The organism is Pseudoxanthomonas putridarboris (assembly GCF_038321125.1).
Taxonomy (GTDB): Bacteria; Pseudomonadota; Gammaproteobacteria; order Xanthomonadales; family Xanthomonadaceae; genus Pseudoxanthomonas_A; species Pseudoxanthomonas_A putridarboris.
The window spans coordinates 83,491-107,890 of record NZ_JBBWWT010000012.1 but is presented as its reverse complement, the minus strand read 5'-3'; the positions used below and the strand labels follow the sequence as shown (position 1 = coordinate 107,890).

At 65.2% G+C, this 24,400-nt stretch carries 24 protein-coding genes and 1 pseudogene; 10 read left to right on the top strand and 15 right to left on the bottom strand.

Annotated features, from left to right (window positions below; all coding sequences use genetic code 11):
- Nucleotides 1-1,054 (top strand): SGNH hydrolase domain-containing protein (locus tag AAD027_RS17680; protein WP_341727353.1); only part of this gene is annotated, 1,054 nt, incomplete at its 5' end.
- A 13-nt stretch (nucleotides 1,055-1,067) separates the two neighbouring features.
- Here the strand turns inward: AAD027_RS17680 and wecB (AAD027_RS17675) are convergent.
- The 5 genes from wecB (AAD027_RS17675) to AAD027_RS17655 form a co-directional block, all read right to left on the bottom strand.
- Complete coding sequence (wecB, locus tag AAD027_RS17675; RefSeq protein ID WP_341727352.1) at nucleotides 1,068-2,216, bottom strand: non-hydrolyzing UDP-N-acetylglucosamine 2-epimerase; 1,149 nt, start codon at nucleotides 2,214-2,216, stop codon at nucleotides 1,068-1,070.
- Nucleotides 2,203-3,360 carry a non-hydrolyzing UDP-N-acetylglucosamine 2-epimerase gene (gene wecB / locus AAD027_RS17670; protein ID WP_341727351.1) on the bottom strand — a complete coding sequence of 386 codons (1,158 nt, stop codon included), beginning with the start codon at nucleotides 3,358-3,360 and terminating at the stop codon, nucleotides 2,203-2,205. Before wecB (AAD027_RS17670) ends, wecB (AAD027_RS17675) begins: the two co-directional genes overlap by 14 nt.
- A 20-nt stretch (nucleotides 3,361-3,380) precedes the next feature.
- A complete protein-coding gene (locus tag AAD027_RS17665; RefSeq protein WP_341727350.1) occupies nucleotides 3,381-4,319 on the bottom strand; it encodes an electron transfer flavoprotein subunit alpha/FixB family protein in 939 nt (312 codons plus the stop codon).
- The gene (locus tag AAD027_RS17660) at nucleotides 4,319-5,065 is read right to left on the bottom strand and encodes an electron transfer flavoprotein subunit beta/FixA family protein (protein WP_341727349.1); all 747 of its coding nucleotides are present in this window, start codon (nucleotides 5,063-5,065) and stop codon (nucleotides 4,319-4,321) included. Before AAD027_RS17660 ends, AAD027_RS17665 begins: the two co-directional genes overlap by 1 nt.
- Before the next feature lie 77 nt (nucleotides 5,066-5,142).
- The gene (locus AAD027_RS17655; protein ID WP_341727348.1) at nucleotides 5,143-6,075 is read right to left on the bottom strand and encodes an ATP-grasp domain-containing protein; all 933 of its coding nucleotides are present in this window, start codon (nucleotides 6,073-6,075) and stop codon (nucleotides 5,143-5,145) included.
- Between the two features lie 112 nt (nucleotides 6,076-6,187).
- Here AAD027_RS17655 and AAD027_RS17650 point away from each other — a divergent pair, with 112 nt between their 5' ends.
- The 3 genes from AAD027_RS17650 (at nucleotide 6,188) to AAD027_RS17640 (ending at nucleotide 10,068) form a co-directional block, all read left to right on the top strand.
- Entirely contained in the window at nucleotides 6,188-6,937 is a 750-nt protein-coding gene (locus AAD027_RS17650; protein ID WP_341727347.1) for a CoA transferase subunit A, read from the top strand.
- Nucleotides 6,937-7,572, top strand: a complete 636-nt coding sequence (locus tag AAD027_RS17645) for a CoA transferase subunit B (RefSeq protein ID WP_341727346.1) — start codon at nucleotides 6,937-6,939, stop codon at nucleotides 7,570-7,572. Before AAD027_RS17650 ends, AAD027_RS17645 begins: the two co-directional genes overlap by 1 nt.
- Nucleotides 7,573-7,773: 201 nt before the next feature.
- Nucleotides 7,774-10,068: an FG-GAP-like repeat-containing protein gene (locus AAD027_RS17640; protein WP_341727345.1), complete on the top strand. Its 2,295-nt coding sequence runs from the start codon at nucleotides 7,774-7,776 to the stop codon at nucleotides 10,066-10,068.
- A 396-nt stretch (nucleotides 10,069-10,464) separates the two neighbouring features.
- Here the strand turns inward: AAD027_RS17640 and AAD027_RS17635 are convergent, their stop codons facing one another.
- Nucleotides 10,465-12,093: an electron transfer flavoprotein-ubiquinone oxidoreductase gene (locus tag AAD027_RS17635; RefSeq protein WP_341727344.1), complete on the bottom strand. Its 1,629-nt coding sequence runs from the start codon at nucleotides 12,091-12,093 to the stop codon at nucleotides 10,465-10,467.
- Between the two features lie 83 nt (nucleotides 12,094-12,176).
- Here AAD027_RS17635 and AAD027_RS17630 point away from each other — a divergent pair, with 83 nt between their 5' ends.
- Entirely contained in the window at nucleotides 12,177-12,800 is a 624-nt protein-coding gene (locus AAD027_RS17630) for an alpha-ketoglutarate-dependent dioxygenase AlkB family protein (RefSeq protein WP_341727343.1), read from the top strand.
- Nucleotides 12,801-12,803: 3 nt separating this feature from the next.
- On the opposite strand, the gene AAD027_RS17625 is transcribed toward AAD027_RS17630, so the two are convergent.
- The 5 genes from AAD027_RS17625 to AAD027_RS17605 form a co-directional block, all read right to left on the bottom strand.
- On the bottom strand, nucleotides 12,804-13,436 hold the full coding sequence (locus AAD027_RS17625; protein ID WP_341727342.1) for an ABC-type transport auxiliary lipoprotein family protein: 633 nt from the start codon (nucleotides 13,434-13,436) through the stop codon (nucleotides 12,804-12,806).
- Complete coding sequence (locus AAD027_RS17620; RefSeq protein WP_341727341.1) at nucleotides 13,433-14,359, bottom strand: MlaD family protein; 927 nt, start codon at nucleotides 14,357-14,359, stop codon at nucleotides 13,433-13,435. The genes AAD027_RS17625 and AAD027_RS17620 overlap by 4 nt, the downstream gene beginning before the upstream one ends.
- A gap of 3 nt (nucleotides 14,360-14,362) precedes the next feature.
- Complete coding sequence (locus tag AAD027_RS17615) at nucleotides 14,363-15,211, bottom strand: ABC transporter ATP-binding protein (RefSeq protein ID WP_341727340.1); 849 nt, start codon at nucleotides 15,209-15,211, stop codon at nucleotides 14,363-14,365.
- Between the two features lie 70 nt (nucleotides 15,212-15,281).
- The gene (locus AAD027_RS17610; protein ID WP_341727339.1) at nucleotides 15,282-16,397 is read right to left on the bottom strand and encodes an ABC transporter permease; all 1,116 of its coding nucleotides are present in this window, start codon (nucleotides 16,395-16,397) and stop codon (nucleotides 15,282-15,284) included.
- Entirely contained in the window at nucleotides 16,394-17,284 is an 891-nt protein-coding gene (locus tag AAD027_RS17605) for a DMT family transporter (protein ID WP_341727338.1), read from the bottom strand. Before AAD027_RS17605 ends, AAD027_RS17610 begins: the two co-directional genes overlap by 4 nt.
- Nucleotides 17,285-17,375: 91 nt before the next feature.
- Between AAD027_RS17605 and AAD027_RS17600 the strand changes: the two genes are divergently transcribed.
- Nucleotides 17,376-18,623, top strand: a complete 1,248-nt coding sequence (locus AAD027_RS17600; protein ID WP_341727337.1) for a threonine/serine exporter family protein — start codon at nucleotides 17,376-17,378, stop codon at nucleotides 18,621-18,623.
- A gap of 88 nt (nucleotides 18,624-18,711) precedes the next feature.
- Here the strand turns inward: AAD027_RS17600 and AAD027_RS17595 are convergent.
- From AAD027_RS17595 to AAD027_RS17580, 4 genes and pseudogenes are all read right to left on the bottom strand, one after another.
- A pseudogene (locus tag AAD027_RS17595) lies at nucleotides 18,712-19,077 on the bottom strand (H-NS histone family protein); the annotation flags it as partial.
- Between the two features lie 143 nt (nucleotides 19,078-19,220).
- Nucleotides 19,221-20,930, bottom strand: coding sequence for a proline--tRNA ligase (locus AAD027_RS17590; protein WP_341727336.1), 1,710 nt, complete (start codon nucleotides 20,928-20,930; stop codon nucleotides 19,221-19,223).
- A gap of 139 nt (nucleotides 20,931-21,069) precedes the next feature.
- On the bottom strand, nucleotides 21,070-21,339 hold the full coding sequence (locus AAD027_RS17585; protein WP_341727335.1) for a DUF4124 domain-containing protein: 270 nt from the start codon (nucleotides 21,337-21,339) through the stop codon (nucleotides 21,070-21,072).
- A 9-nt stretch (nucleotides 21,340-21,348) separates the two neighbouring features.
- Entirely contained in the window at nucleotides 21,349-21,741 is a 393-nt protein-coding gene (locus AAD027_RS17580; RefSeq protein ID WP_341727334.1) for a DUF4124 domain-containing protein, read from the bottom strand.
- A 94-nt stretch (nucleotides 21,742-21,835) separates the two neighbouring features.
- Between AAD027_RS17580 and pssA the strand changes: the two genes are divergently transcribed.
- The 4 genes from pssA (at nucleotide 21,836) to AAD027_RS17560 (ending at nucleotide 24,305) form a co-directional block, all read left to right on the top strand.
- Complete coding sequence (gene pssA / locus AAD027_RS17575; RefSeq protein ID WP_341727333.1) at nucleotides 21,836-22,615, top strand: CDP-diacylglycerol--serine O-phosphatidyltransferase; 780 nt, start codon at nucleotides 21,836-21,838, stop codon at nucleotides 22,613-22,615.
- On the top strand, nucleotides 22,612-23,088 hold the full coding sequence (locus AAD027_RS17570; RefSeq protein WP_341727332.1) for an alanine acetyltransferase: 477 nt from the start codon (nucleotides 22,612-22,614) through the stop codon (nucleotides 23,086-23,088). The genes pssA and AAD027_RS17570 overlap by 4 nt, the downstream gene beginning before the upstream one ends.
- Nucleotides 23,085-23,594 (top strand): ribosomal protein S18-alanine N-acetyltransferase, encoded by a 510-nt coding sequence (rimI, locus tag AAD027_RS17565; protein WP_341727331.1) that lies wholly within the window; start codon nucleotides 23,085-23,087, stop codon nucleotides 23,592-23,594. Before AAD027_RS17570 ends, rimI begins: the two co-directional genes overlap by 4 nt.
- Before the next feature lie 195 nt (nucleotides 23,595-23,789).
- Nucleotides 23,790-24,305: a nuclear transport factor 2 family protein gene (locus AAD027_RS17560; protein ID WP_341727330.1), complete on the top strand. Its 516-nt coding sequence runs from the start codon at nucleotides 23,790-23,792 to the stop codon at nucleotides 24,303-24,305.
- The last annotated feature ends 95 nt before the right edge of the window (nucleotides 24,306-24,400 follow it).

Sequence of the window (24,400 nt, the reverse complement as noted above, 5' to 3'; positions counted from 1 at the left end):
TGGCGTGGTGGTGGTGGTGGTCTCGATTCTCTTGGCGCACGTGTCGAAGTATGTGATTGAGGAGCGCTTCCGGCATGCACGCAAGGGGGAGTCCTTCCGTCCGTATGTGATCGGGGCAGGGCTGACGGCCACATTGGCGTTGTTTGCCACAGGCCTCACCTTTGCTGGTGATCAGCGTATTGAAGCTGACCAGCAGCGGATAGCTGTAATGGAAGATTATCCAGGTGCACTAGCTTGGAAAGGCCATCTGGTTCCGGCCGATGTAGCAGTTATCCCGACACCTGACGCTGCCCGGGTGGACAGGCCCAGGCTGCATGGCGCAAACGAGCGTTGCATCGCACCGATCGAGGGCAGTGTGATCGTGAGGTGCGTGATGGGCATGGAGACAGGCCGGCACACACTAGTGCTGATAGGTGACTCGCACGCAGAGCACTGGATACCGGCTTTTGATGCCGCTGCATCTAATATGGGCTGGAAGTTGTTGGTGTTCACCAAAATGGGCTGCGCCTTCACGGATGTCCAAATACAATCTGGAAGTCCCCGCACTGGGCTTTCAGCCTATCCTCAATGTGCGGAATGGAGTTCGAAGCTGGTTGCAGAGCTATTGAAGCTCAACCCGGACCTGGTGGTCATAAGTCAGTCTCCCAACCATCGCATTGAAGGTCAGGGCTCGCGTGGAAGTCAGCAGAAGATTGCCGAGGGCGTATTGCGACGGCTCAAACCATTACGTCGGCAGGGAATTCAGGTTGCTTTGCTTCGGCATACGCCTTGGCTACCAGCATCAGGTCCCGATTGTGTGAAAATGGGAAGTGATTGTGTGTTTTCAGCGAGTGCCGTGCTTCCACAAGCCGCGCTTAATATGGCTATCCAAATTGACCCGGATCTACAAAGCTTGGATATGACAAGTTCATTGTGTCGTGAGGATCGTTGTCCAGCTGTAGTCGGGAACATCCTCGTCTACAGGGATCAACATCACCTGACGGCAACCTACGCGCGAACGATGGCAGATGATGTCCAGTCTGCAGTAATCGCCTTGCTCAAAAAGGAGCGTTGATGAGCGGGGTTATTTAGGTGGTGCGCACTCCGGCTAGCATGCTTCGTTCTTTTGCCAGTGGTTGAAGCACCGTCACTATGCGCTGCGCGGTTCTGCCATCCCACAAAGGAATACTCGCCGGCGCGGGCTGGGACTCGTTCAAAACCTTCTCAAGAACATGCGATACCTGCGCTGGAGTAACCAGTTGGTTGCTGCCTAGTCGGAGCGTCACTGGTCGTTCAGTGCTTGTCCGAACTGTAAGGCAGTGGACACCTAGGATGCTGCATTCTTCTTGGAGTCCGCCGCTGTCGGTAAGAACAACTCGCGCCTGAGATAATAATGAGACAAAGTCCCGGTAGCGAAGTGCTTTGATAAGCGTGAGACCAGGTATTTCGCGAATTTCATTTTCGAGATTGAATCGAGATAAGGCGGCGGCAGTGCGTGGATGCAGCGGCAGGATGATAGGAATGAGCGAGCATGCTGCCCGTAGCATCTGCAGGAGCTCCTGGAGCTTCTCCACTGAGTCCACATTGGAGGGGCGGTGGAAGGTCGCAAGGCCGAAGGCACTCGGCAGGACATCCATTTGCACGCAAAGCGACCGTCCATGGGCGCGATCCACCGTGCTGATGAGTGAGTCTATCATCAAATTTCCTACATTATGGACGTTCACGCTTAAATGCCCCTCGACTTCCACCAGTCTTTGGAGCGCGTCTTCGCTTGTCGTGAAATGAATGTCCGTGATCGCATCCACCAATAGTCGATTCAGCTCTTCGGGCATGCTGCGATCGTTGCTGCGAAGTCCTGCCTCGACGTGCGCAAGAGGGATATTGGATCGCTTCGCGGCGTAGGCTGCGGCAAGCGTAGTATCGACATCTCCGAATACGATGACTAGGTCCGGTCGGTTGTCATTGAGGCGGGCGCTATAGGCTTCAATCATCTCGCCCAAACGGGCGCCGTATCCTCTATGGGTAAGGTGAAGATAGATCGGGTGGTTCGCCGGAATGCCCAGATCGGCCATCGGTTCGGACGCCAGCGCAGCATCCGTGTGTTGCATTAGGAACACCAACTGCGGATGGCACCAGTCGGCGTCCATCATGGCGGCAAGTAAAGGCGCAGCCTTCACGATATTGGGCCGTGTCCCAATCACGAGATCTGCATATAGGCTGTGATCAGTGTTCGTCATGGGGCTTGGCCAAGTTACGCACGACGATGCTGGAAATCCTGGCGGCAGATGCGCCATCGCCATATGGATTGTGTGCCATAGACATTTCCGCATAGGCATCCTTGTCATCAAGCAGCAGTGCTGCCTGCCGGGCAATCGTTCTGCGATCCGTGCCGACCAGCCGCACAGTACCTGCCTCAAGGGCTTCCGGGCGCTCTGTTGTATTGCGCATTACCAACACAGGCTTTCCAAGCGAAGGAGCTTCTTCCTGTACTCCGCCAGAGTCGGTCAGAATCAGGTGGGCTTTCGACATGAGGTACACGAACGGAAGATAGTCCTGCGGGGGAATCAGGTGTATAGCAGGGTGATCGGAAATCAGTCTCTTTACCGGCTCTTGAACCTGGGGGTTGAGATGCACCGGATAGATGATTCTGGTATCCCCACGATCAGCGATGTCCCGCAGCGCAAGGCAAATCTGTTCAAAGGCTAAGCCGAAGTTCTCTCGTCTGTGGCCCGTAACGAGAACCAGCTTTCTATCATCCGATGGAAAGGGAAATTGGTCAGCAATGCTTGCTCGGAGTCGTGAATCTCGGTCAATGCGGTCTGTCGTAGCGAGCAAGGCATCGATCACTGTGTTGCCCGTCACATGGATGCGGTCGTTGGATATGCCTTCCGCAGCCAAGTTCAATGCGGCTTGCCGCGTGGGAGCAAAATGCAAATGAGCCAGTGGCGCGGTCAGCCGTCGGTTGGCTTCTTCAGGCCAAGGCGAGAGCATATCTCCAGTGCGGAGTCCAGCCTCTACATGACCAACGGGGATGCGTTGATAATACGCCGCGAGTGCGGTAGCCAGCGTGGTGCTGGTGTCGCCATGTATTAAAACGAGGTCCGGATGGTACTCGGATAAAACTTGGGTCATTCCCGTCAATATGTTGGAGAACAACTTGGGCAGGGTCTGTCCAGGTTCCATGAGGTCGAGGTCTGCATCTGGACGGATGCCAAACAAATGCAAAACCTGGTCCAGCATCTGGCGGTGCTGAGCAGTCACGGCTACTCTCGTGTCGAGATTGTGCTGTTGCTTCAAAGCGGCCACGACCGGCGCCATCTTGATGGCTTCCGGTCGGGTGCCGAACACGACCAAGACACGTTTTGTGGCTTCGAGTGTCATTGCCACGTCAGTTAGTTTGATCAGAGCACTGCTTCCAGTTCTGGAAGAAGGGCGAACAGGTCACCGACCAGTCCGATATCCGCAATCTCGAAAATCGGCGCCTCGGCATCCTTGTTGATCGCGACGATGGTGCCGGCGTCCTTGATGCCGGTCAGGTGCTGGATGGCGCCGGAGATGCCGACGGCCACGTACAGTTCGGGGGCGATGATCTTGCCGGTCTGGCCGACCTGGAGTTCATTGGGCACGTAGCCGGCGTCCACGGCGGCGCGCGAGGCGCCGACGGCGGCGCCCAGCTTGTCGGCCAGGGCATAGATGACCTTGAAGTTCTCGGCCGAACCGACGCCTCGGCCGCCGGAGACCACGCGCCTGGCGCTTTGTAGGTCGGGACGGTCGGACTTGCCGGCGGCCAGGCCCACATAGCGGGTATGCGTCGGCAGCGCGGCATCCGCACTGGCGGCTTCGACGGCCGCGCTGCCGCCCTGGGCGGCTTCCGGCCACGAGGCGGTGCGCACGGTAGCGACCACGACCTGATCCGCCGGGGCTTCCACCGTGATGATGGCATTGCCGGCGTAGATCGGGCGCTTGAAGGTGTGCGTGCCTTCCACGGCCATCAGGTCGGAGACCTGGTTGACGCCCAGCAGGGCGGCCACGCAGGGCAGCAGGTCCTTGCCGAAAGTGGTGGAGGGCGCGAAGACGTGCGAATAGCCCGCCGCCAGCTTGGCGATCTGCGGGGCCAGCACCTGGGCGATGGCGTTCGCATTGGCCGGGTCGGCCACGGTCAGCACCTTGGTCACGCCCGCGATCTTCGCGGCTTCGGTCGCGATGGTGGCCGGGTCGGCGGCCAGCACGGCCACGTCGATGGCTTCCGGGTTCAGCGCCGCGGCGGCGCTGACGGTCTTGGCGGTGGAGGCGTTGAGCTTGCCGTCCAGGTGTTCGGCGATGACGAGAACTTTGGCCATTACAGCAACCCCTTCTGCTTGAGTGCGGCGACCAGTTCGGCCGCGTCCTTCACCATGATGCCCTTGCTGCGCTTGGCCGGCGGGGCGTAGTGGGTGGTTTTCAGCGTGTCGGCGGCGTCGACGCCCAGGTCGGCCAGCGCGAGCGTTTCCAGCGGCTTGCTCTTGGCCTTCATGATGTCCGGCAGCTTGATGAAGCGCGGCTCGTTCAGGCGCAGGTCGGTGGTGACCACGGCCGGCAGGTCGACTTCCAGCGTCTCCAGGCCGGCGTCCACCTCGCGGGTGACGGTGGCCTTGCCATCGGCGATCTCCAGCTTGCTGGCGAAGGTCGCCTGCGGCCGGCCCCACAGCGTGGCCAGCATCTGGCCGGTCTGGTTGGCGTCGTCGTCGATGGCCTGCTTGCCCAGAATCACCAACTGCGGCTGTTCCTTTTCAATCAGCTTCAGCAGGGTGCGGGCGGCGGTCAGCGGCTGGATGGCCTGGTCGGTGACCACGTGGATGGCGCGGTTGGCGCCCATGGCCAGGCCGTTGCGCAGGTGCGCCTGGGCATCGGCCGGAGCGATGGTGGCGACCACCACTTCGGTGGCGATGCCCTTGTCGCGCAGGCGCAGGGCCTCTTCCAGCGCGATCTCGTCGAAGGGGTTGGGCGACAGCTTGACGCCGTCGGTGACCACGCCGGAGCCGTCCGGCTTGACCTGGATGCGGACGTTGTAGTCCACCACGCGCTTGTAGGCGACGAGAATCTTCATCCTGCGGGAATTCCTGATATGCGACGGAGAGGCCCGGCCGCGGCGGCTGGCCGAGAGCAGACTTTCGATTTTACCGGTCAGCCGGTGCCCGTGCGAGCCCGTACGGTGTCGTCGGCCAGCATACGGGTCAATATCTGGGCGAAACGGTCGGCGCTGCCGGGGGCCTGGGCGAAGAACAGGGAGGGTTCGGTCAACTCCAGTTCCAGCAGCCGTGGCAAGCCATCGGTGCCCGGCAGCAGGTCCACCCGGGCATAGGCCAGGGGGACCTCCAATTGCAGCAGGCGGGCTACCCCTGCCAGCACGCGTTCGGCGAGGTGGTGTTCCGCCGGCGTCGCGTCGCGGGCACGGATGTCGCCCATGGCCATCGGAGCTTGCCGCACGCCATCGCCTGCCGGCAGCAGCGCCGCCTTGCGGACGGCATGGCTGAACTGTCCCCCGAAGTAGAGCAGGGCGGCTTCGCCCGCCACGTCCACGCCGGACAGGTAGGGTTGCAGCATCACGCCGCGTTCCTGCGCCTGCAGGCGTGCGATGTGGTTGCCGGCGGCGAAGTCCTGCGCGCGCGCGTAGCGCTGGGTATCCCGTGCGCCGGCGCTGACGGCGGGCTTCACCACGAACTCGTCGGTGGACAGCATGGCCAGGAACGCCCCCAGCGCTTCCATCGGTTCGTCCTCGGGCTCGACGAATGCGGTGGGCACGATCGAAATCCCGATCGCGGCCAGGTCACCAAGGTAGTGCTTGTCGGTGTTCCAGCGCACGACATTGAGAGGGTTGAGCAGTCGGGTGGCCTGGTCCACCTGTTCGCACCAGGCCAGGAAGTCGGGCAGCCGCTCGGTGTAGTCCCAGGGAGAGCGTAGCAGTACGGCATCGAACCGGCCCCAGTTCACCGTGGGGTCGTCCCATGCCACGGCACGGACGTATAGACCGGCACCGGCGCAGGCATCGAGCAGGGGGACAAGATCGTCGTCATGGCCGGTGGCGGCGACGGCGGTGACAAGGGCCAAGGATTTCATCGGCACAGTGTAAGCGCACGATGCGTGAGCGCTTCCCATTGCCCGAAAGTACCTGTGTCCGCTGGTGGGCGGTGGGTAGAATGAAGGCCTTTCCCATCCGTCGGAACCCGCCATGGCCGAAACCGCTACGCCCGCCCCGCCCGCCGGTGGAGGCAAGAACAAACTCTATCCCGGCGCCGCCGCTGCGCTTGAGGGGCTGGTGGCCGATGGCCAGACGCTGGCGGTGGGCGGCTTTGGACTGTGCGGCATTCCCGAGGCACTGATCGAGGCGCTGCGTGACAGCGGCGTGAAGAACCTGACCGCCATTTCCAACAATGCGGGCGTGGACGGGTTCGGCCTGGGGCTGCTGCTGGAGACCCGGCAGATCAGCAAGATGATTTCGTCCTACGTGGGTGAGAACAAGGAGTTCGAGCGCCAGTTCCTGTCGGGCGAACTGCAACTGGAATTCAACCCGCAAGGCACCTTGGCCGAGCGCCTGCGCGCGGGCGGTGCCGGCATTCCGGCGTTCTTCACCCGCACGGGCTACGGCACCGTGGTGGCGGAAGGCAAGGAGACCCGCCAGTTTGGCGAGCACTGGTACGTGATGGAGACGGCGCTGGTGGCCGACGTGGCGCTGGTCAAGGCATGGAAGGCCGACAAGGCCGGCAATCTGGTGTTCCGCAAGACCGCGCGCAACTTCAATCCCGCCTGCGCCATGGCCGGCAAGGTCTGCGTCGCCGAAGTCGAGGAAGTGGTGGAGATCGGCGACATCGACCCGGATCACGTGCACCTGCCGGGCATCTACGTGGACCGCATCGTCCACAACCCGAACCCCGAGAAGCGCATCGAACAGCGCACCGTCCGTACCGCAGGAGACAAGTGATGCCCTGGACCCGCGATGAAATGGCGCAGCGCGCCGCCCGCGAACTGACCGACGGCGCCTACGTCAACCTGGGCATCGGCCTGCCGACCCTGGTGGCCAACCACATCCCGGCCGGCATCGACGTCTGGCTGCAATCCGAGAACGGCCTGCTGGGCATCGGCCCGTTCCCGACCGAGGACGAGGTGGATGCCGACCTGATCAACGCCGGCAAGCAGACCGTGACCGCCCGGGCGGGGGCCAGCTACTTCGGCAGCCACGATTCCTTCGGCATGATCCGCGGTGGCCATATCGACCTGGCCGTGCTGGGCGCCATGCAGGTCACCGACCGGGGCGACCTGGCCAACTGGATGGTGCCCGGCAAGATGGTCAAGGGCATGGGCGGCGCCATGGACCTGGTGGCCGGGGTCAAGCGCATCGTGGTGCTGATGGAGCACGTGGCGAAGGACGGCAGCCACAAGATCCTACCGCAATGCGACCTGCCTCTGACCGGCGTGGGGGTGGTGGACCGCATCATCACCGACCTGGCGGTGTTCGACGTGACGCCGGAGGGACTGGTGCTGGTGGAAACCGCGGACGGCGTCACGGAAAGCGAACTGCAAGCGAAGACGGGCGTCCCGTTCCGTCGCGCAGCCTAGAGAGAATGCAGCCGCGTCGGTTTTTCGTCGACCGCGCGGGCGAGCGCTGCAACTGACTTTAAGCTGTACGTACCAGCGCCGATAATGGATACGGGAACCGCCTCACTATTATGACCCGCGGCGCTGGGCTATATTGTGAGATCAGGGGCTATATCCGTTACGCAGAGGGTACGCATGAAATTCCGGGTTGGCGCTTGCGCCATGATGTTGGTGTTGGCTGGGTGCAGTGGAGAAAGCCCCGAATCGAGTCTGGCTGGGATGCGTGATGCGGCTTCGACCCGCTCGTCGGGCCCGTCGCTGGCTTCGTTGCCAGCCGCGCGTGCCGGCGGCACGGCGATTGCCAATGCTCCCGACCGTGGCGCACTCGTCAACTATACCAACAAGGGCGTCGCGTCCAGGAAGGAAGGTGCCTTCACTTACTATCCGGTCGCGATCAGTGAAGAGCATGCGCTCAAGGCGGTCGTCACCGGCGAGATGACGGTGCCTTCGCCCGATGGGTCGCAGGTCAAGCTGCGCTACGAGCGCCACGAAGAGCATGTCGATGGCAACTGGACCTGGGTCGGCCGAGTCATCGACGGCGACCAGATGCAGGAGGCCCTCATCACCTTTGGTGAGAAGGCGGTCTTCGGTTCCATCCCGCAAGCCAATGGCGCTCCTCCGCTCGAGCTGGTGACCCGCGGTGGACAGCTGTTCGCCACGGTGGTCGACCCGAGCAAGGCGGCGCGCGCATTTTCCGAGGATGGCGACACGCTCATACCGCCGTCGGCCGCATCCCGCGCGATGGCGTCCGCCGCGGCCACGCAATCCGCGGTGGCGCAAAACGCCGTTGCCGCGGCGGCGGCCCCGCCGACCTCGGCCAACACCATCGACCTGGCCATCGGTTACAGCAATGGGCTTGCGGCTCGCATCGGTAGCGATGCTGGTGCGGTCACGCGCGTGACCAATCTGGTTCAGGTCGCCAATCAGGCGTTGAGCAACAGCGACATCAACGGTTATTTCCGTCTCGTACGCGCGGTCAAGATCTCGTATACGGATACCACCACCAATTCGGACACGCTGCAGAAACTGACGGGGAATACTGGCTCCGCCGCGGTTGCAGTGCCAGCCGCATTGGCGCCTTTGCGTGCTGCCCGTGATGAATACGGTGCGGATCTTGCCGTCCTGGTACGTGATTTCAAGACGCCGGAGAACGATGGCTGTGGCATCGCGTGGCTCAATGGCGCCAACCGCACGGCAATCAACCCGAACGTGGATGATGATTGGGGCTATGCCGTCGTCAGCGACGGTGAAGACCAAGGGACCGACGGCAAGACATATTTCTGTGCGGCCGAAACGCTGGTCCACGAAGTTGCCCACTTGATGGGTTCCGCGCATGATCGGGCCAACTCGCGAGACAATAGCAACAACTTGCAGTACGGTGCGTTTGATTATTCCTTCGGGTACAAGACCAATTCCGCCAACGGCAATTTCTACACGGTCATGGCCTACGGCGATACAGGTCAGACGCCATACCGTATTTTCTCCACTCCGCTGAAGAGCACCTGCGGTGGTCGTGCATGTGGTGTAGCGAACAGTGAGGATAATGCGCGGAGCTTGAACCAGACGATCCCAATCGTGGCTACCTTCCGCGCCACCGTGGTTCCATTTCCCGGCAGGGCTGTTAGCGACTTCGATGGCGATGGTAGGTCGGACATACTGTGGCGTCGCCCAAACTCGGGCGCGCATTTGATCTGGAGTGCTGCGAATTCCAATACGAAGGTTGCCATGGCTACGTTGGCCACTGAATGGGCGCTGGTCGGCCTCGGTGATTTCGATGGGGACGGCAGGACGGATGTTCTGTTCCGGAAGGCATCAACAGCCGAGAACGTTTATTGGCGTGGGGGCAATTCGACTTCGGCCGTGACGTTGGGCAAGCTGAGTAGCGCATGGATTGTCGCAGGAATCGGTGACTTCAATGGAGATGGGCGCGCAGATATCCTGTGGCGCAACCCCGCTACCGGCGCTAATCTGATCTGGAGATCAGGTACTACTGTGGCTGCGGTCACATCGATGACCGGCTACAATGTTGCTGGCATTGGTGACTTCGATGGCGACGGCCAGTCAGACATCCTTTGGCGAAGCGCCAGCGGCGCCAACGTGATCTGGCGTTCTGCGGATAGTACTAAGGTAATTAACGTCGGCGCAGCCAATCCAAACGTGTTCACCATGGCGGGCATTGGTGATTTCGATGGGGATGGTAGGTCCGACATCCTATGGAGGAACAGGTCTACGGGCGGTAACGTGATCTGGCCCAGTGCTTTGTCAGCGAGTGCGCGCTCAATCGGGAGCAGTTCATGGAACGTGGCGGCGGTTGCTGATTATAACGGTGACGGCAAGTCCGACATCCTGTGGAGAAATAACTCTACTGGTGTGAACATGATCTGGTATTCAGGTGATAGCAATACTAGGAAGGCGGCCGGTTCCACAGGCGTTGACTGGATCATCATCGCGAAGTAAAAGGACCGTGCTAGGGCGGGTGCTCGAGTGGGCACCCACCCTTTAGCTTTGTAGTTTTTTGTTGTCTGGAGCGTTGTCTATTCGACATCTGAGGATTGAATGACGACCTGTAAAATTCAGAAATGAATTTTCAGACGATAGCTACAGAACTCGGATGCACGTGGGTCGGTTTGGGCATTCTCTTTAGAGCTTTTCCGGGTGATCGATAGCCTGCGTTAAATCCTCTAGGCGCGCACAATTTCTTGCCGCGAATCGGCGCGGCCAGCTGCCGTCCGCTATTAAGGGCTGATCGGTTTCCGTCAGCGTACAGCGTCAGCCATCATTGTCATGTGTTGGACTGTATTCGAGGATTAACGAAGTATAGGAACTGCTGTCGATACGAGGTCCGCACGGTGCTCATAGATTCTGATAATTCGGCCCCGAACCACCTTCCGGCGTTACCCAGGTGATGATTTCGTAGGGGTCCTTGATGTCGCAGGTCTTGCAGTGCACGCAGTTGGCGGCGTTGATCTGCAGGCGCTTGCCTTCGGTGGCGTCTTCGACGATCTCGTAGACGCCGGCGGGGCAGAAGCGGGTGCAGGGATTGTCGTATTCCGCGGCGCAGCGGGTGATGCAGATCGAGGTGTCGGCCACTTTCAGGTGCACGGGCTGGTCTTCGTCGTGCTCGGTGGCGGCGAAGTAGACGCCCTGCAGGCGGTCGCGCGGAGCCAGGGTGCGGTCCACATAGTCGCGCTTGGGTTGTTCGTGTTCGCCGACCTTGTCCAGCGACGACCAGTCGGGCGTGATCTTCAGCGTCCAGGGCGAGCGTCCGCCCACGGCGGTCTCCCAGGCCGCGTTCAACAGGCCGAACCACATCCCCTTCTTGAAGCCGGGCTTGATGTTGCGCACGGATTTCAGTTCCGCCATGGCATCGGAATCGCGCAGCCTGGCATCGAAGCCGGCCGGCTCCATGCCGTTGGCGGCCAGGTGCTCGGCGGCCAGCATGCCGCTGCGGATGGCCTGGTGGGTGCCCTTGATCTTGGGCACGTTGAGCAGGCCGGCGGTGTCGCCGATCAGTAAGGCCCCGGGCATCTCCACCTTGGGCAGGGACTGCCAGCCGCCGGTGACGATGGCGCGTGCGCCGGCCGACAGGATGTTGCCGCCGTCCAGCAGCGGCTTGATCAGTGGGTGGTTCTTCCATTGCTGGAAGGCTTCCCAGGGTTTGTATTCCGGGTCCATGTAGTCCAGCCCGCTGACGTAGCCCAGCGCGACCCGGTCGCCATCCAGGTGGTACAGGAAGCTGCCGCCGTAGGTCCGGTTGTCGGCGGGCCAGCCGATGGTGTGCACGATCTTGCCCGGCGTTACGCGGCCGGGTAGCACCTGCCACAGCTCCTTGATGCCGATGGAATACGCCTGCGGGTCGCTGTCCTTGTCCAATTGGAACTGCTTGACCAGCCGCTTGGTCAAGTGGCCGCGCGCGCCCTCGGCCAGCACGGTGACCTTGGCATGGATGTCGATGCCCTGCGTGAAGCCGGGCTTGTGCGAACCGTCCTTCGCCACGCCCATGTCGCCGATGCGCACGCCGATGACCTTGCCGGGGCTTCCGTCAGGATTCGTATCGTGCAGCGTCTCGGCCGCGGCGAAGCCGGGGTAGATCTCCACGCCCAGCGCTTCGGCCTGCGGCGCCAGCCAGGCGCACATCGCGCCCAGCGACACGATGAAGTTGCCGTGGTTGCGCATGCCGGGCGGCACGAGGGGGAACTTGCGGCCGCCGTCCTTGCCGAGCAGCCAGAATTCGTCTTCGCCGGCCGGCACGCAGATGGGCGGCGGGCTGTCGCGCCAGCCGGGCAGCAGGACATCGAGCGGGCCGGGTTCGATCACCGCGCCGGACAGGATGTGCGCGCCGATGGTGCTGGCCTTCTCGATCACGCACACCGAGATATCGGGATTGAGCTGCTTCAACCGGATCGCGAAGGCCAGGCCGGCCGGGCCCGCGCCGACGGTCACGACGTCGTATTCCATTACATCGCGTTCGACATCGGACATGGGGCGGGACTCCGGGGTGGCTTTGGGCTGCCTGTATTTTCAGTGTTTGCGCGGAGTGGGGCAAATCCGCCAGCATGATGGCGATGACCATACCCAAGCCCGAACCAGCGAATGGAGCGTCGATTCCGTTGCCGGGCGCCTCCCTCGCCTTCATGCCGCACTGGCTGGAGACGGACCAGGCCGACGCTCTGTTTTCAGAGCTGCGCCGCGCAATGCCATGGGAAGTCCATCGCATCCGCATGTTCGGGCGCAGGGTGGATTCGCCGCGCCTGAGCTGCTGGATGGGGGAGCCGGAGGCGGTCTACCGCTACTCGGGCGCGGATTTCGTGCCGCATGCTTGGTTGCCGGCGTTGCGCGCGATCCGCGAACGATTGCGGCGCGAACTGGGCGTTCCCTTCAACAGCGTGCTGGCCAACCTGTACCGAAACGGCCATGACGCGATGGGCTGGCACAGCGACGACGAGCCGGAACTGGGCCCGCGACCGGTGATCGCCTCCGTCAGCCTGGGAGCGACGCGGCGTTTCCTGCTGAAGCACCGCAAGGACAAAGCGCTGAAACAAGCGATCGAACTGCCGCATGGCAGCCTGCTGGTGATGTCGGGCGATACCCAGCGCCTTTATCGGCATGCGTTGCCGCGCACGGCACGACCGGTGGGCGAACGCATCAACCTGACGTTCCGGTGGATCGACCCGGCACGCAGGCGCTGACCGTCAGTGCTTGCGGCCCGTGTCGGCGTGGCCGGTCTTCAGCACCCAGCCCACGATCTCGCGGGTGGAGGCCGACAATGCCTGTTCGAACGCGCCCGCCACCTGGCCGATCTCCACGCCGCCGGCGGACTGGCGATGCAGGAACGTACGCGAGGCCACGACGTATTGGTCGCGGTTGTGGACCAGCTTGGCGTTCACTTCCACCACCGCCGAGGGGATGGTTTCGCCGGCATAGTCGGCTTCGAAGCGGCGCAGGTCCATCACCAGTTTGTAGTCGCCCAGGATGCCGGCATCGGCGCTGGCCACCGCACCGATGCGGCCGGAGTCCTCCAATGTGCGCTGCACGGCATCCTGCAGCAGGTCCGTGGCCGGCTGCGCCCAGGATACGCCGCGGTAGACCTGGAGTTCGCCCGGCACGGGGCGCACCGTGATGCGCGGGCTGTCGACCACGCGCGAAGCGGTGGGTTTGGCGATCACCAGCGTCCACGGCACCGAAGGCCAGTCGGCTTCCGGCGCCACGCGGACGTCGGGCGAGTAGATCGTTACCGGATCGCGTTGCTCGCTGCCCAGGATGGAGCAGCCAGGCAACGCCAACGCGAACAACGAGAGGCAGAAAAAAGTACGCAGCGGCTTCATTTCGGGTCGAACTCCTTGGGTGCGTCGCGGCCCAGCAGGTAGCGCGCGGGGTTGCCTTCCAGCCGGTCGCTGACGCGGCGCAGGTCGCGCACCAGCCCGCGCAGTTCGGTCAGCGTCGGGCCCAGTTGGCCCAGGCCGTCGCTGGCGAAGCTGTTGATGGCGGCGCGGTTCTCGCCGAGGATCGCATCGGCGTTGTCGGCGGCCGAATCCAGCTTGGCCAGCGTGCCTTCCAACTGGTTGAGGATGCGGGGCAGTTCGCGCACCAGGTTCCGGTCCAGCCGCTCGATGGTGCCGTTGGTGGTGGTCAGCGTAGTGTCCAGCTTGTTGGCCGCGTCGCGCGCGCTGGTGATCAGCGATTGCAGGCCGTCCTCGCGGCTGGCCAGCGAACCGCTCAGGGTTTCCAGGTTCTGCAGCGTGGTGGTCATGCTGGCCACGTTCTTGTCGCTCAGCACCTGGTCGAGCCGTTCGACGATGCGGCTGGCGGTGTCGGTGATGTTCTGCAGCGCGGAGGGCGCGGTCTGGATCACCGGCGCCTCGCGCGTGTCCACGCTGGTCAGCGTCGGCGCCTGCGGCGTGCCGCCGCTGAGCTGGATGATGGTCGGGCCGGTCAGGCTGGTGATGGCCAGCTTGGCGCGGGTGTCGGTCTTGATGGGCGTGAAGGACTCCACGCGGATGCGGGCGATGACCTGGCGCGGATCGTTCGGCGCCAGCGAGAGCTTGGTGATGGAACCGACGGCGATGCCGTTGTACTGCACCGGGCTGCCGACCGACAGGCCGGTGACCGCCTCGCGGAACACCACCTGGTATTCCTGCCAGGTGCGCTCGGACGAATACTTCGCCGCCCACAGCCCGAACAGCAGCAGCGCGGTGGCGATGATGATGGTGAAGGCACCGATGAGGACGTAGTTGGCGCGTGTTTCCATGATTCAGACTGCCGTTTGCGAGGTATGCGGCCCGAAGGCCTGTCGCCCGTCGCGCGCAGCACGCGCACGCGGGCCATGGAAGTACTCCTGCACCCAGGGGTGGTCGAACCGCTCCACTTCCTCCAGGGGCGCCACCGTGACCACCCGCCGGTCGGCCAGCACGGCCACGCGGTCGCAGATAGCGTACAGGGTGTCCAGGTCGTGGGTGATGAGGAAGACGGTCAGGCCCAGCGCCTCCTGCAGCGTCTTGATCAGGCGGTCGAAGGCGGCGGCGCCGATCGGGTCCAGGCCTGCCGTGGGCTCGTCGAGGAACAGCAGCGGCGGGTCCAGCGCCAGCGCGCGCGACAGGCCGGCGCGCTTGCGCATGCCGCCGGAGAGCTGCGAGGGCAGCTTGTTCAGCGCGTCGGCGGGCAGGCCCGCCAGCTTCACCTTCAGCAGCGCCAGTTCGTAGCGCCAGCTGTCGGGCAATTCCGGGTGGTGTTCCTTCAGGGGCACCTGCACGTTCTCGCCCACCGTCAGCGACGAGAACAATGCGCCATCCTGGAACAGCACGCCGGTGTTCCGCTCGATGTGCTGGCGGGACGCGGGATCGTCGGAACGCGCATCCACGTCCAGCACGCGGATCTCGCCCGCGTCCGGTATGCGCAGGCCCAGGATGGACCGCATCAGCACCGACTTGCCCGTGCCCGAACCGCCGACCACACCGAGGATTTCGCCACGGCGCACGTCCAGGTCCAGCCCGTCGTGCACGGTCTGTTCGCCGAAGCGGTTGACCAGGCCGCGGACGGAGATGATGGGGGTGTCGGCGCCTTCGTTGCCGGGATTGGGAATTGGGGATCCGGGACTGGTCAAAGCGGGCTCCTCGCCTGGTTGGCGCCTTCTGCGAATCCCGAACGACGAATCCCGAATCCCGGCTCCATCATCACCAATCCATGTTCATGAACCACAACGCGGCCAGGGCGTCGAGGACGATGACCAGCGAAATGGCCTGCACCACGCTGGAGGTCGTGCGCTCGCCCACCGACTGCGCGGTGCCTTCCACCTGCAGGCCTTCCAGGCAGCCGATCAGGCCGATGATCAGCGCGAACACCGGCGCTTTCGACATGCCCACCAGGAAATGCCGCACCTCCATGGTCTCGTGCATGCGCGCCAGGTACATCTGCGGCGGGATGCCCAGGTCGAAGGCGCCCACGGTGATGCCGCCGGCCAGGCCTGCCATCATCGCGATGAAGGTCAGCAGCGGCAGCATCACCAGCAGCGCCAGCAGGCGCGGGATCACCAGCACGTCGATCGGGTCCAGGCCCAGGGTATGCAGGGCGTCGATTTCCTCGCGCGCTTTCATCGCGCCGATCTGCGCGGTGAAGGCGCTGGCGGTGCGGCCGGCCAGCACGATGGCGGTCAGCAGCACGGCGAATTCGCGCAGGAAGGCGATGCTGACCAGTTCCACCACGTAGATCTCCGCGCCGAAGTCGCGCAGGATGGTGGAGCCGAGGAAGGCGATCACCGCGCCCACCAGGTACGACAGCAGGACCACCAGCGGCACCGCGTCCAGGCCCACCGCTTCCATGTGCGAGACGGTGGCGGTGGCGCGGAAGCGGCGCGGTTCCTTCACCATCCGCACCAGCTTGAACAGGTTCTCGCCGATGAAGCTCAACAGGGTGACGATTTCCTTGCCGTTCTCGTGCACCCGGTAGCCCAGGCGCGACAGCGCGGCCAGGAAACCGTAGTCGCGCTTGCGCGGCGGGCGGTCGTCGGCGACGTCCTCGATGGTGCTGACCAGCGCGCGGTGATCCTGGCGGAACTCGATGTCCTCCAGTTCCAGCCCGCGCCGCTTGACGAAGCGGAGCAGCTGCAGCACGCCGGCCGAATCGATGCGGCCGATGGCGGTGGCGTCGATGCGGCTGACCGCCTCGGGCAGCCCGCGCAGTTGCTCGGCCACGATCAGCGCGCTGGCGAGGGTCCAGTCGCCCGCCAGCCGCACCCGCGTGGGGTCGGCCTGGTCGGTCTGGTACTGCGGGCGGGCAAGGGTAGGAGTCATGGCGTCGCTCGGCCAAGGAGCATACAGGCTATGCCGCTGAACGTAAGCAGCACGCCGGCGAAGGCGCGCCGCCCCAGCGGTTCGCGCAGCCACAGCGCGGCCAGCACCACCAGGAACACCGAGGCGCTTTCGTTGAGGATGGCCGCCACCGAGGCCGAGGTGTACTTGTAGCCCCCCAGCCAGAACACCATCGACAACCCCTGGCCGATCAGCGCGGCCAGCACCAGCCGCTGCCAGGGCACGCGGCCGGGGTCGAAGCGCATGCGCGCCCGCATGGCCGGCCAGGCGGCCAGGGCGAGCAGGCCGGCCACCGCGCCGGCCAGGCGGATCATCGTCACCCACAGCAGCGGCTGCGCTTCCAGGATGCGTTTCACCATCACCACGGCCACCGCCATCAGCGCGATGGCGAGCATGCCGATCACGATGCCGCGCACCGTGTGCCGCGGGTGGGTTTCCCATTCGCCCGGCGGGCGGCTGACCAGCAGCACGCCCAACCCGACCAGGCCGAAGCCCAGCCACTGCGCCGCACCCAACCGTTCATCCAGGAACACGAAGCCCAGCAGCAGCACCAGCGGGCTGTACAGGTTGCCGATGATGCCCATGCGTCCGGCGCCCAGTTCGTTGAGCGCGCGGAAATACAGCGTGTCCGCCAGCGCGATGCCGACGATCCCGCTGGCCAGCACGATGGCCAGGTCGCGCGCGGGCACGGCCGGCCATTGGCCGGCATGGAGCACCAGCACCGCTGGCGCCAGCACGCACAGCACCAGCGCATTCTTCAGCAGGTTCAGCGCCAGCGGCGGCAGGTAGGCGCCCAGTTGTCGCGCCAGGATCACGCCCACGGCCCATGCCGCGGCGCTGCCCAAGGCGAGTGTTTCCCCGATACCCAATCTGCCCCCGGCGCGACGCGTGGCCCGTAGTGTAAGCAGCAATGGCGCCGTGGCGGCGTGTTTTCGTGCGGGCTTGGGCGATACTGTGCGGATGGCCGACGACCCGTCCTACACCGCCACCTACGCCCAGCGCATCGCCTTCATCTGCGAGATCGCGGGCCGCCTGCACCGTTACGGCACCACCGCCCAGCGCCTGGAAGGCACGGTGGTGTCGCTCTCGCAGCGGCTGGGGCTGGATTGCGAGCCGTGGTCCAACCCGACCGGCCTGATCCTGAGCTTCAGCGACCCGTCGCGTCCGCTGGGGGCCAGCGACAGCACGCGGGTGATCCGCCTGGCGCCCGGCGAAACCGACCTGCACAAGCTCAGCGAGGCCGACCGCATCGCCGATGCCGTATCCGTGGGCGAGATGAGCATCGCGCAGGGGCACACCGCGTTGCGGGCGCTGGACCGCAAGCCCAGCCGGCGCTGGCGGGCGATGCAGGTATTCGCCTCGGGCCTGGCGGCGGCGGCGGTGGCGGGGTTGTGGCGGCTGCCCTGGCTGGACCTGGCCACGGCAGGGTTGATCGGGCTGTTGATCGGGCTGTTGGCGCAGCTGATCGAGCGGCGCCCGCAAATGAAGGAAGCCAGCGATGCCATCTCCGCGATGGTCGCCGGTTTCGTCGCCATCCTGGTCGCGAATTTCATCGCCCCGCTGAACCTCAACACGGTGATCATCGCGTCGTTGATCGTGCTGTTGCCGGGCATGGCGTTGACCAATGCCGTCAACGAGCTGACCAGTCAGCATCTGGTCTCCGGCGTCGCCCGTTTCGCCGGTGCCATGGCCACCGTGCTCAAGCTGACCGTGGGCAGCATGATCGCGGTCACGCTGGCGCAGCTGATGGGGCTCTACCCCGAAGTGCGCGCCGCGCGCCCGCAGCCGGAATGGGTGGAATGGACGGCGATGGTGGTGGCCGCCTACGCCTTCGCCGTGTTGTTCAAGGCGCATCGCCGCGACTACCCGTGGGTGATGGCCGCGGCCATCGCGGGGTATTCCATTTCGCGCTATGCGGGCGAGGCGTGGGGCAGCCCGGTGGGCATCTTCCTGTCGGCGCTGACGCTGACCGCGGGGGGCAATGCGTTCGCGCGCTGGGCCAACCGCCCCGGTGCGCTGATCCGCGTGCCCGGCATCCTGATGCTGGTCCCCGGCAGCGCCAGCCTGCGCGGGCTGATGACGCTGGTGCAGCAACAGGACGTGGGCGTGGGCCAGTCCGCGCTGCTCGGCGTGACCAACGTGGTGATGGCGCTGATCGCCGGCCTGCTGTTCGGCAACCTGGTGATCTCCTCGCGCAAGAACCTGTGATCGGCGAAGGCGCTCATCGGGAATGAAAAAGGGAGGCGATGCCGTGCATCGCCTCCCTCTGTCCATGCGCCTGCGGGGACGGTTACTTCTTCTTGATAAGGAAGTCGTCCGGCTTCTTGCCCTTGGCGACCAGGGCGGCCATCCAGCGCGGCTGCTTGCCGCGACCGGTCCAGGTTTCCTTGGCATTGGCGGGATTGCGGTACTTTGGCGCCACCTTGCCCAGCTTGCGGCCGGCCTTCGGGCCCGGCTTGGCGCCATTCGCGCGGCCACGCGCGGCGGACGGCTTGCCGAACAGTTCTTCCAGCGTGTAACCCTCGGCCTTCGCGAATCGGGTGATCTTGCTGCGGACAGTGGCAATCGGGGTGCGCTTGGCCAGTTTCGTCTGTTGCTCTTTGGCCTTGCTGATCAGCGCGCTGAGTTCCTTCACGGAAAGGCTACGCAAGTCAATCGACATCAATTTCTCCAATATGGAAGGGATGGTCCCATCCCAGGCAGAGTGGCGATGATAATCGACGACTTAATCGCGGCACAAATCACATATCCGTGAAAATCACCGGGAAAACGTGAATTGACTCACGTTTTCCCGGTGAGGACGCATTACGAAAGCAGGCGGGCGAACAATTCCTCGCGGCCGAGATTCTCGGCCTCGGCGCCGCGCCGCGCGCGATATTCGAACGTGCCGGCGGCCAGTCCGCGCTCGGATACCACGACGCGGTGCGGGATGCCGATCAGCTCGATGTCGGCGAACATCGCGCCCGGGCGCAGGCCGCGATCGTCCAGCACCGCATCGATGCCGTTGCCGCGCAATTCGGCCAGCAACCGCTGTGCGGCATCGTTCACCGCGGCATCGTTCTTCGGGTTGATCACGCACACAGCCACCGCCCACGGCGCCATCGGCGCGGGCCAGACGATGCCGTTGGCGTCGTGGTTCTGTTCGATGGCGGCCGCGACGATGCGCGATACGCCGATGCCGTAGCAGCCCATCGTCGGCGCGGTGGCCTTGCCGTTCTCGTCCAGCACGGTGAACTGCATGGCCTCGCTGTACTTGCGGCCCAGCTGGAACACATGGCCCACCTCGATGCCGCGCACGATGCGGATCTCGCCGCCATCGGCGGCCTTGTCGCCTTCCACCACGTTGCGGATGTCGGCGATGTCGTGCGGCTCGGGCAGGTCGCGGCCCCAGTTGACGCCGGCGATATGGAAGCCGACTTCGTTCGCGCCCACCACGAAGTCCGCCATCGCCGCCACGTCGCGGTCGGCGACCACGCGGATGGCCTTCTTCGCATCGATCGGGCCGAGGAAGCCCGGCTCGCTGCCCAGGTGTTCACGGATTTCCGCTTCCGTCGCCAGCCGGTACCCGGCCAGGCCGGGCACCTTGCCCAGCTTGACCTCGTTGACGGCATGATCGCCGCGCACCAGCGCCAGCACGAAATGCTGGCCCGAAGCCGCATCGTCGGCCATCACCGCGACCGACTTGACGGTGCGTTGCAGCGGGATGCCCAGCAGCGCGGCCACCTCCTCGCAGGTCCTCTGCGTGGGCGTGGCGACCTTGTTCATCGCCTCGCCGGCGGCCGGACGCGGGGCGGGTGCGGCGGCTTGCGCCTTCTCCATGTTGGCGGCGTAGTCCGAGCCGGTGGAGAAGGCGATGGAATCCTCGCCGGAATCGGCCAGCACCTGGAATTCCTGCGAGGCGTCGCCGCCGATCGCGCCGCTGTCGGCCTGCACCGCGCGGAAATCCAGCCCCAGCCGGGTGAAGATGCGCGTGTAGGCCGCGTGCATGTTGTGGTATTCGCGCACCAGGTCCTCGTCGGTGAGGTGGAACGAGTACGCGTCCTTCATCACGAACTCGCGCGCGCGCATCACCCCGAAGCGCGGGCGGATCTCGTCGCGGAACTTGGTCTGGATCTGGTAGAAGTTGACCGGCAGCTGCTTGTAGCTGTTCAGCTCCTGCCGCGCGAAGTCGGTGACGGCTTCCTCGGCGGTGGGGCTGTAGCAGTATTCGGCTTCCTTGCGGTCCTTGATCTTCAGCAACTGGTCGCCGAACTTCTCCCAGCGGCCGCTCTCTTCCCACAGCTCGCGCGGCTGGATGGTCGGCATGATCATCTCGATGGCGCCGGCGCGGTCCATCTCCTCGCGCACCACGGTCTCCACCTTGCGCAGCACGCGCAGGCCCAGCGGCGACCAGGTGTACAGGCCGGCGGCCAGCTTGCGGATCATGCCGGCGCGCAGCATCAGCTGGTGGCTGACCAGTTCGGCGTCGGCCGGAGTTTCCTTGGTGGTGCGGAGATGGAATTGCGACAGGCGCATCGGCGGGCTTCTTGGGACGGAAAGACCGCCATTTTGCCACGCGGCGGGTGCGCAGGTTCCGATTGACCGCTCCTGGCGAGACCGCACCCCCGGCCTCGTCCCCTCAACCAGGAACCCGCAACCGACAACCCGGAACTGGCTATTCCCCGCGGACCTCGATCCCCGCCGGCGCTTCGCGTTCGATGCGCTCGTACTCGCGTCCCTTCGGCGGCCGGTCGGTGATCTGCAGCACGCCGGCATCATCGCGCCAGCGGTACAGCGAGGGGCGGGCGTCGCGCGCCTGCGCGGCCGCAGCCTGGCGGGCGCGTTGTTGTTTCCTTTCGGTTTCCTGCGGGGATTCCCGGGCCAGCCACCATGCGGCGCCGCCGCCCAGGGCGATGCCCGCCACGATGGCCAGCCAGCCGCGCACCCGCGCCGCTCAGCCGCCGGCGGCGGGCACGCAGTAGGCCTTGACCGCGGCTTCGGCCAGGCTGCGCTGGTTGGCGCGGCCGGCGTCGTCCAGCGTGGTGTCGGGCTTGCCGTCGCCGTCGGTGTCCTGCTGCACCGGGCCCTGGTTGCCCAGGATTTCCAGGTTCTTGCGGGCGGTGGTGCACTGCGGGTTCTCCACCGGCTGCCCGGCGGGCGTGGCCTCGGCGGCCGGCGCGCCGTAGTGGTTGATCCGGCGGTTCTGGGCCTGCTGGTCGGGCGGCGGGCTGTCCGAATAGTGGGTGACGCCCTTGCTGTCCTTCCATTGGTAGATCTGCTGGGCCTGTGCGGTCAGGGCGGCGACCAGGCACAGGGCCGTCGCGGTCAGGCAGGGAAGGACGCGCATGGCGGGCTCCAACGATCAGGGGAGCCGCGATTGCAGCACCCCCGCGCCGGGCTGGCAAGCCGTGGCGCGGATGGCTTGGGCTAAACTGCGACCCATGGACGAAATCAAACCGCCCCCGCGCTCGCGCGGGATCTACCTGCTGCCCAACCTGTTCACCACCGCGGGCCTGTTCGCGGGCTTCTACGCCATCATCGCGGCGGCCAACGGCCAGTTCGTCCATGCGGCCATCGCGGTGTTCGTGGCCGGGCTGATGGACGGGATCGACGGCCGCGTGGCGCGGCTGACCGGCACCAGCAGCGATTTCGGCGTGCAGTACGACTCGCTGGCCGACCTGGTGAGCTTCGGCCTGGCGCCGGCGCTGGTGATGTACCACTGGTCGCTGTCGGCGCTGAAGTTCGATGGCGGCGCGATGGGCCGGGTGGGCTGGGTGGTGGCGTTCCTGTACGCCGCCTGCGCTGCGCTGCGGCTGGCGCGCTTCAACACCCAGGTGGGCGTGGTGGACAAGCGCTGGTTCATCGGCCTGGCCAGCCCCGCGGCGGCGGGATTGATGATGTCCTTCGTCTGGGCCTTCGCCGATGGCGAACTGGGCTGGAGCGGCGAGGAACTGCGCTACGTGGCGCTGGCGGTGACGCTGGTGGCGGCATTGCTGATGGTCAGCCGCATCCGTTTCTGGAGCTTCAAGGGCACCGGGGAAGGCGGGGCGAAGGCCGACCGCATCCCGTTCGTGGTGATGGCGCTGGTGCCGCTGGTGCTGGCGATCCTGTTCATCGACCTGCCGCGCACGCTGTTCGCGGTGGGCGTGCTGTACGCGGTTTCCGGCCCCGGTTACTGGCTGTGGCAACGCACGCGCCGGGGCAAGGAGCCGGTGGCGTGAGCCTGGCCTCGGATCGCCTGTGGTCGGCCGAGCAGCAGGCCTGGCTGGGCGCGCTGGGACATGCGCTGTACCTGCCGGCCGACTGGCCGACCGAAGCCGGCCAGCCGGCGGGGGCCGGGGCGGAAAGCACCGCGGTTGCGCCTGCGAGGGCCGACGCCGGCGCGCGGCCTTCCAACCCCGCGATGGAGCCCGCGCCGTCGCGCGCCACGGTCCGCCCGCCGCGTCCTTCGCGCGAAGCGATCGAGGATGCGCCGCGCGCGCGCGCCGCCACGCCGCCACGCGGTCCGGGTTCGCGCCTGCCGGATCGCCTGCATTTCGCATTGATCCGCGCGTCCGGCTGCAATCCGAATGCCCCGGGCGCGGCGGAACTGTTCGCGCAATGGCCCACGTCCGCGCAACTGCGCGGCAATCCGGCCGCCAAGCGCGCGCTGTGGCCCGCGTTGCGCAAGCTGCGCAGGACGTCGCCGCCATGAGCGCGCTGGGCGTCGAAGCGGCACAGGCTTCCGCGTCCGTCCTGCGGCCGATGCGCGACGCCGACCTGGACGCGGTGCTGGCGATCGAGCAGCGCGCCTACCCGTTCCCGTGGACGCGCGGCATCTTCCGCGACTGCCTGAAGGCGGGCTATCCCTCGTGGGTGCTGACCGAGCATGGGCTGGTCATCGGCTATGGCCTGTTGAGCATCGCCGCGGACGAAGCGCATGTCCTGAACATCTGCGTGGCGCCGGAACGGCAGGGAAGGGGCCTGGGCCGCTTCCTGCTGCGCGCGCTGGTGAAGATCGCGCGCGGGCAGGCGGTGCAGCGGGTGTTCCTGGAAGTGCGGCCGTCCAATCCCGGCGCCATCGCGCTGTACCACAGCGAAGGCTTCAACGAGATCGGCCGCCGCCCCCGCTACTACCCGGCCCGCGACGGCCGCGAGGACGCGCTGGTGATGGCGATCGAACTGGTGCCCGACGACATCACGACGATGCCCAGGTTGTAGGGTGCGCCCCCGGCGCACCGGTCGATCCGTCGCCTTCATGTATCGAATATCGAAGAGCGGTGCGCCGGGGCGCACCCTACGTATGGCCGTTGGCCGGGGTGCAGAAAGGCACTGTGCACGGGGTGGCGCGGCCCCTTAGCTTGGTGGCTGCCCGCGTGCCGTCCGCGCACGCATTCCCCATTCCGGAGCGATGCCATGCCGTGCAAACCGTGGATCCTGCTGGCCGCCGTCCTGCTGCCTTCCATGCTGGCCGCGCAGGCTGCCGAGCCGACCGATTCGATCGCGGCGATGTCGCCAGAACAACTGCACGAGACCATCCGCGCGAAGGATGTGGCGCTGTTCCGCGCCGTGTTCGATACCTGCGATACGGCCCTGCTGGCGACGCTGGTGACCGACGATCTGGAGTTCTACCACGACCGTGGCGGGGTGACCGCGCGCAGTGGCAAGGAGTTCGTCGATGGCGTGGCCAAGGGCTGCGCAGGCCGCGAGGCGCCGGATAGCTGGCGCTCGCGGCGCGAGCTGGTGGCCGATTCCCTGCGCGTCTATCCCGTGCCGGGCCATGGCGCGATGGAGATCGGCACGCACAAGTTCTACGAACGGCAGGGCGACGGCCCCGAGAAGTACGCCGGCGTGGCCGAATTCAGCCAGGTCTGGCGATACGAGGATGGCCAATGGCGCGTGTCTCGCATCCTGAGCTACGCGCATCGTTGATTGATCATCGCGGAGTTGTCGAAGCCACGGGCGTAGCGTGCGCTGCGCGCACGTCGCACGATCCACTCCGGCGGCGGGCCCGATGCGCGCGCGAC

Bases quoted from the DNA above. Each gene is read 5' to 3' on its own strand.
- wecB (WP_341727352.1), bottom strand. From the start codon at position 2,216: ATGACGAACACTGATCACAGCCTATATGCAGATCTCGTGATTGGGACA.
- wecB (WP_341727351.1), bottom strand. From the start codon at position 3,360: ATGACACTCGAAGCCACAAAACGTGTCTTGGTCGTGTTCGGCACCCGA.
- AAD027_RS17665 (WP_341727350.1), bottom strand. From the start codon at position 4,319: ATGGCCAAAGTTCTCGTCATCGCCGAACACCTGGACGGCAAGCTCAAC.
- AAD027_RS17660 (WP_341727349.1), bottom strand. From the start codon at position 5,065: ATGAAGATTCTCGTCGCCTACAAGCGCGTGGTGGACTACAACGTCCGC.
- AAD027_RS17655 (WP_341727348.1), bottom strand. From the start codon at position 6,075: ATGAAATCCTTGGCCCTTGTCACCGCCGTCGCCGCCACCGGCCATGAC.
- AAD027_RS17650 (WP_341727347.1), top strand. From the start codon at position 6,188: ATGGCCGAAACCGCTACGCCCGCCCCGCCCGCCGGTGGAGGCAAGAAC.
- AAD027_RS17645 (WP_341727346.1), top strand. From the start codon at position 6,937: ATGCCCTGGACCCGCGATGAAATGGCGCAGCGCGCCGCCCGCGAACTG.
- AAD027_RS17640 (WP_341727345.1), top strand. From the start codon at position 7,774: ATGATGTTGGTGTTGGCTGGGTGCAGTGGAGAAAGCCCCGAATCGAGT.
- AAD027_RS17635 (WP_341727344.1), bottom strand. From the start codon at position 12,093: ATGTCCGATGTCGAACGCGATGTAATGGAATACGACGTCGTGACCGTC.
- AAD027_RS17630 (WP_341727343.1), top strand. From the start codon at position 12,177: ATGACCATACCCAAGCCCGAACCAGCGAATGGAGCGTCGATTCCGTTG.
- AAD027_RS17625 (WP_341727342.1), bottom strand. From the start codon at position 13,436: ATGAAGCCGCTGCGTACTTTTTTCTGCCTCTCGTTGTTCGCGTTGGCG.
- AAD027_RS17620 (WP_341727341.1), bottom strand. From the start codon at position 14,359: ATGGAAACACGCGCCAACTACGTCCTCATCGGTGCCTTCACCATCATC.
- AAD027_RS17610 (WP_341727339.1), bottom strand. From the start codon at position 16,397: ATGACTCCTACCCTTGCCCGCCCGCAGTACCAGACCGACCAGGCCGAC.
- AAD027_RS17600 (WP_341727337.1), top strand. From the start codon at position 17,376: ATGGCCGACGACCCGTCCTACACCGCCACCTACGCCCAGCGCATCGCC.
- AAD027_RS17590 (WP_341727336.1), bottom strand. From the start codon at position 20,930: ATGCGCCTGTCGCAATTCCATCTCCGCACCACCAAGGAAACTCCGGCC.
- AAD027_RS17580 (WP_341727334.1), bottom strand. From the start codon at position 21,741: ATGCGCGTCCTTCCCTGCCTGACCGCGACGGCCCTGTGCCTGGTCGCC.
- pssA (WP_341727333.1), top strand. From the start codon at position 21,836: ATGGACGAAATCAAACCGCCCCCGCGCTCGCGCGGGATCTACCTGCTG.
- rimI (WP_341727331.1), top strand. From the start codon at position 23,085: ATGAGCGCGCTGGGCGTCGAAGCGGCACAGGCTTCCGCGTCCGTCCTG.
- AAD027_RS17560 (WP_341727330.1), top strand. From the start codon at position 23,790: ATGCCGTGCAAACCGTGGATCCTGCTGGCCGCCGTCCTGCTGCCTTCC.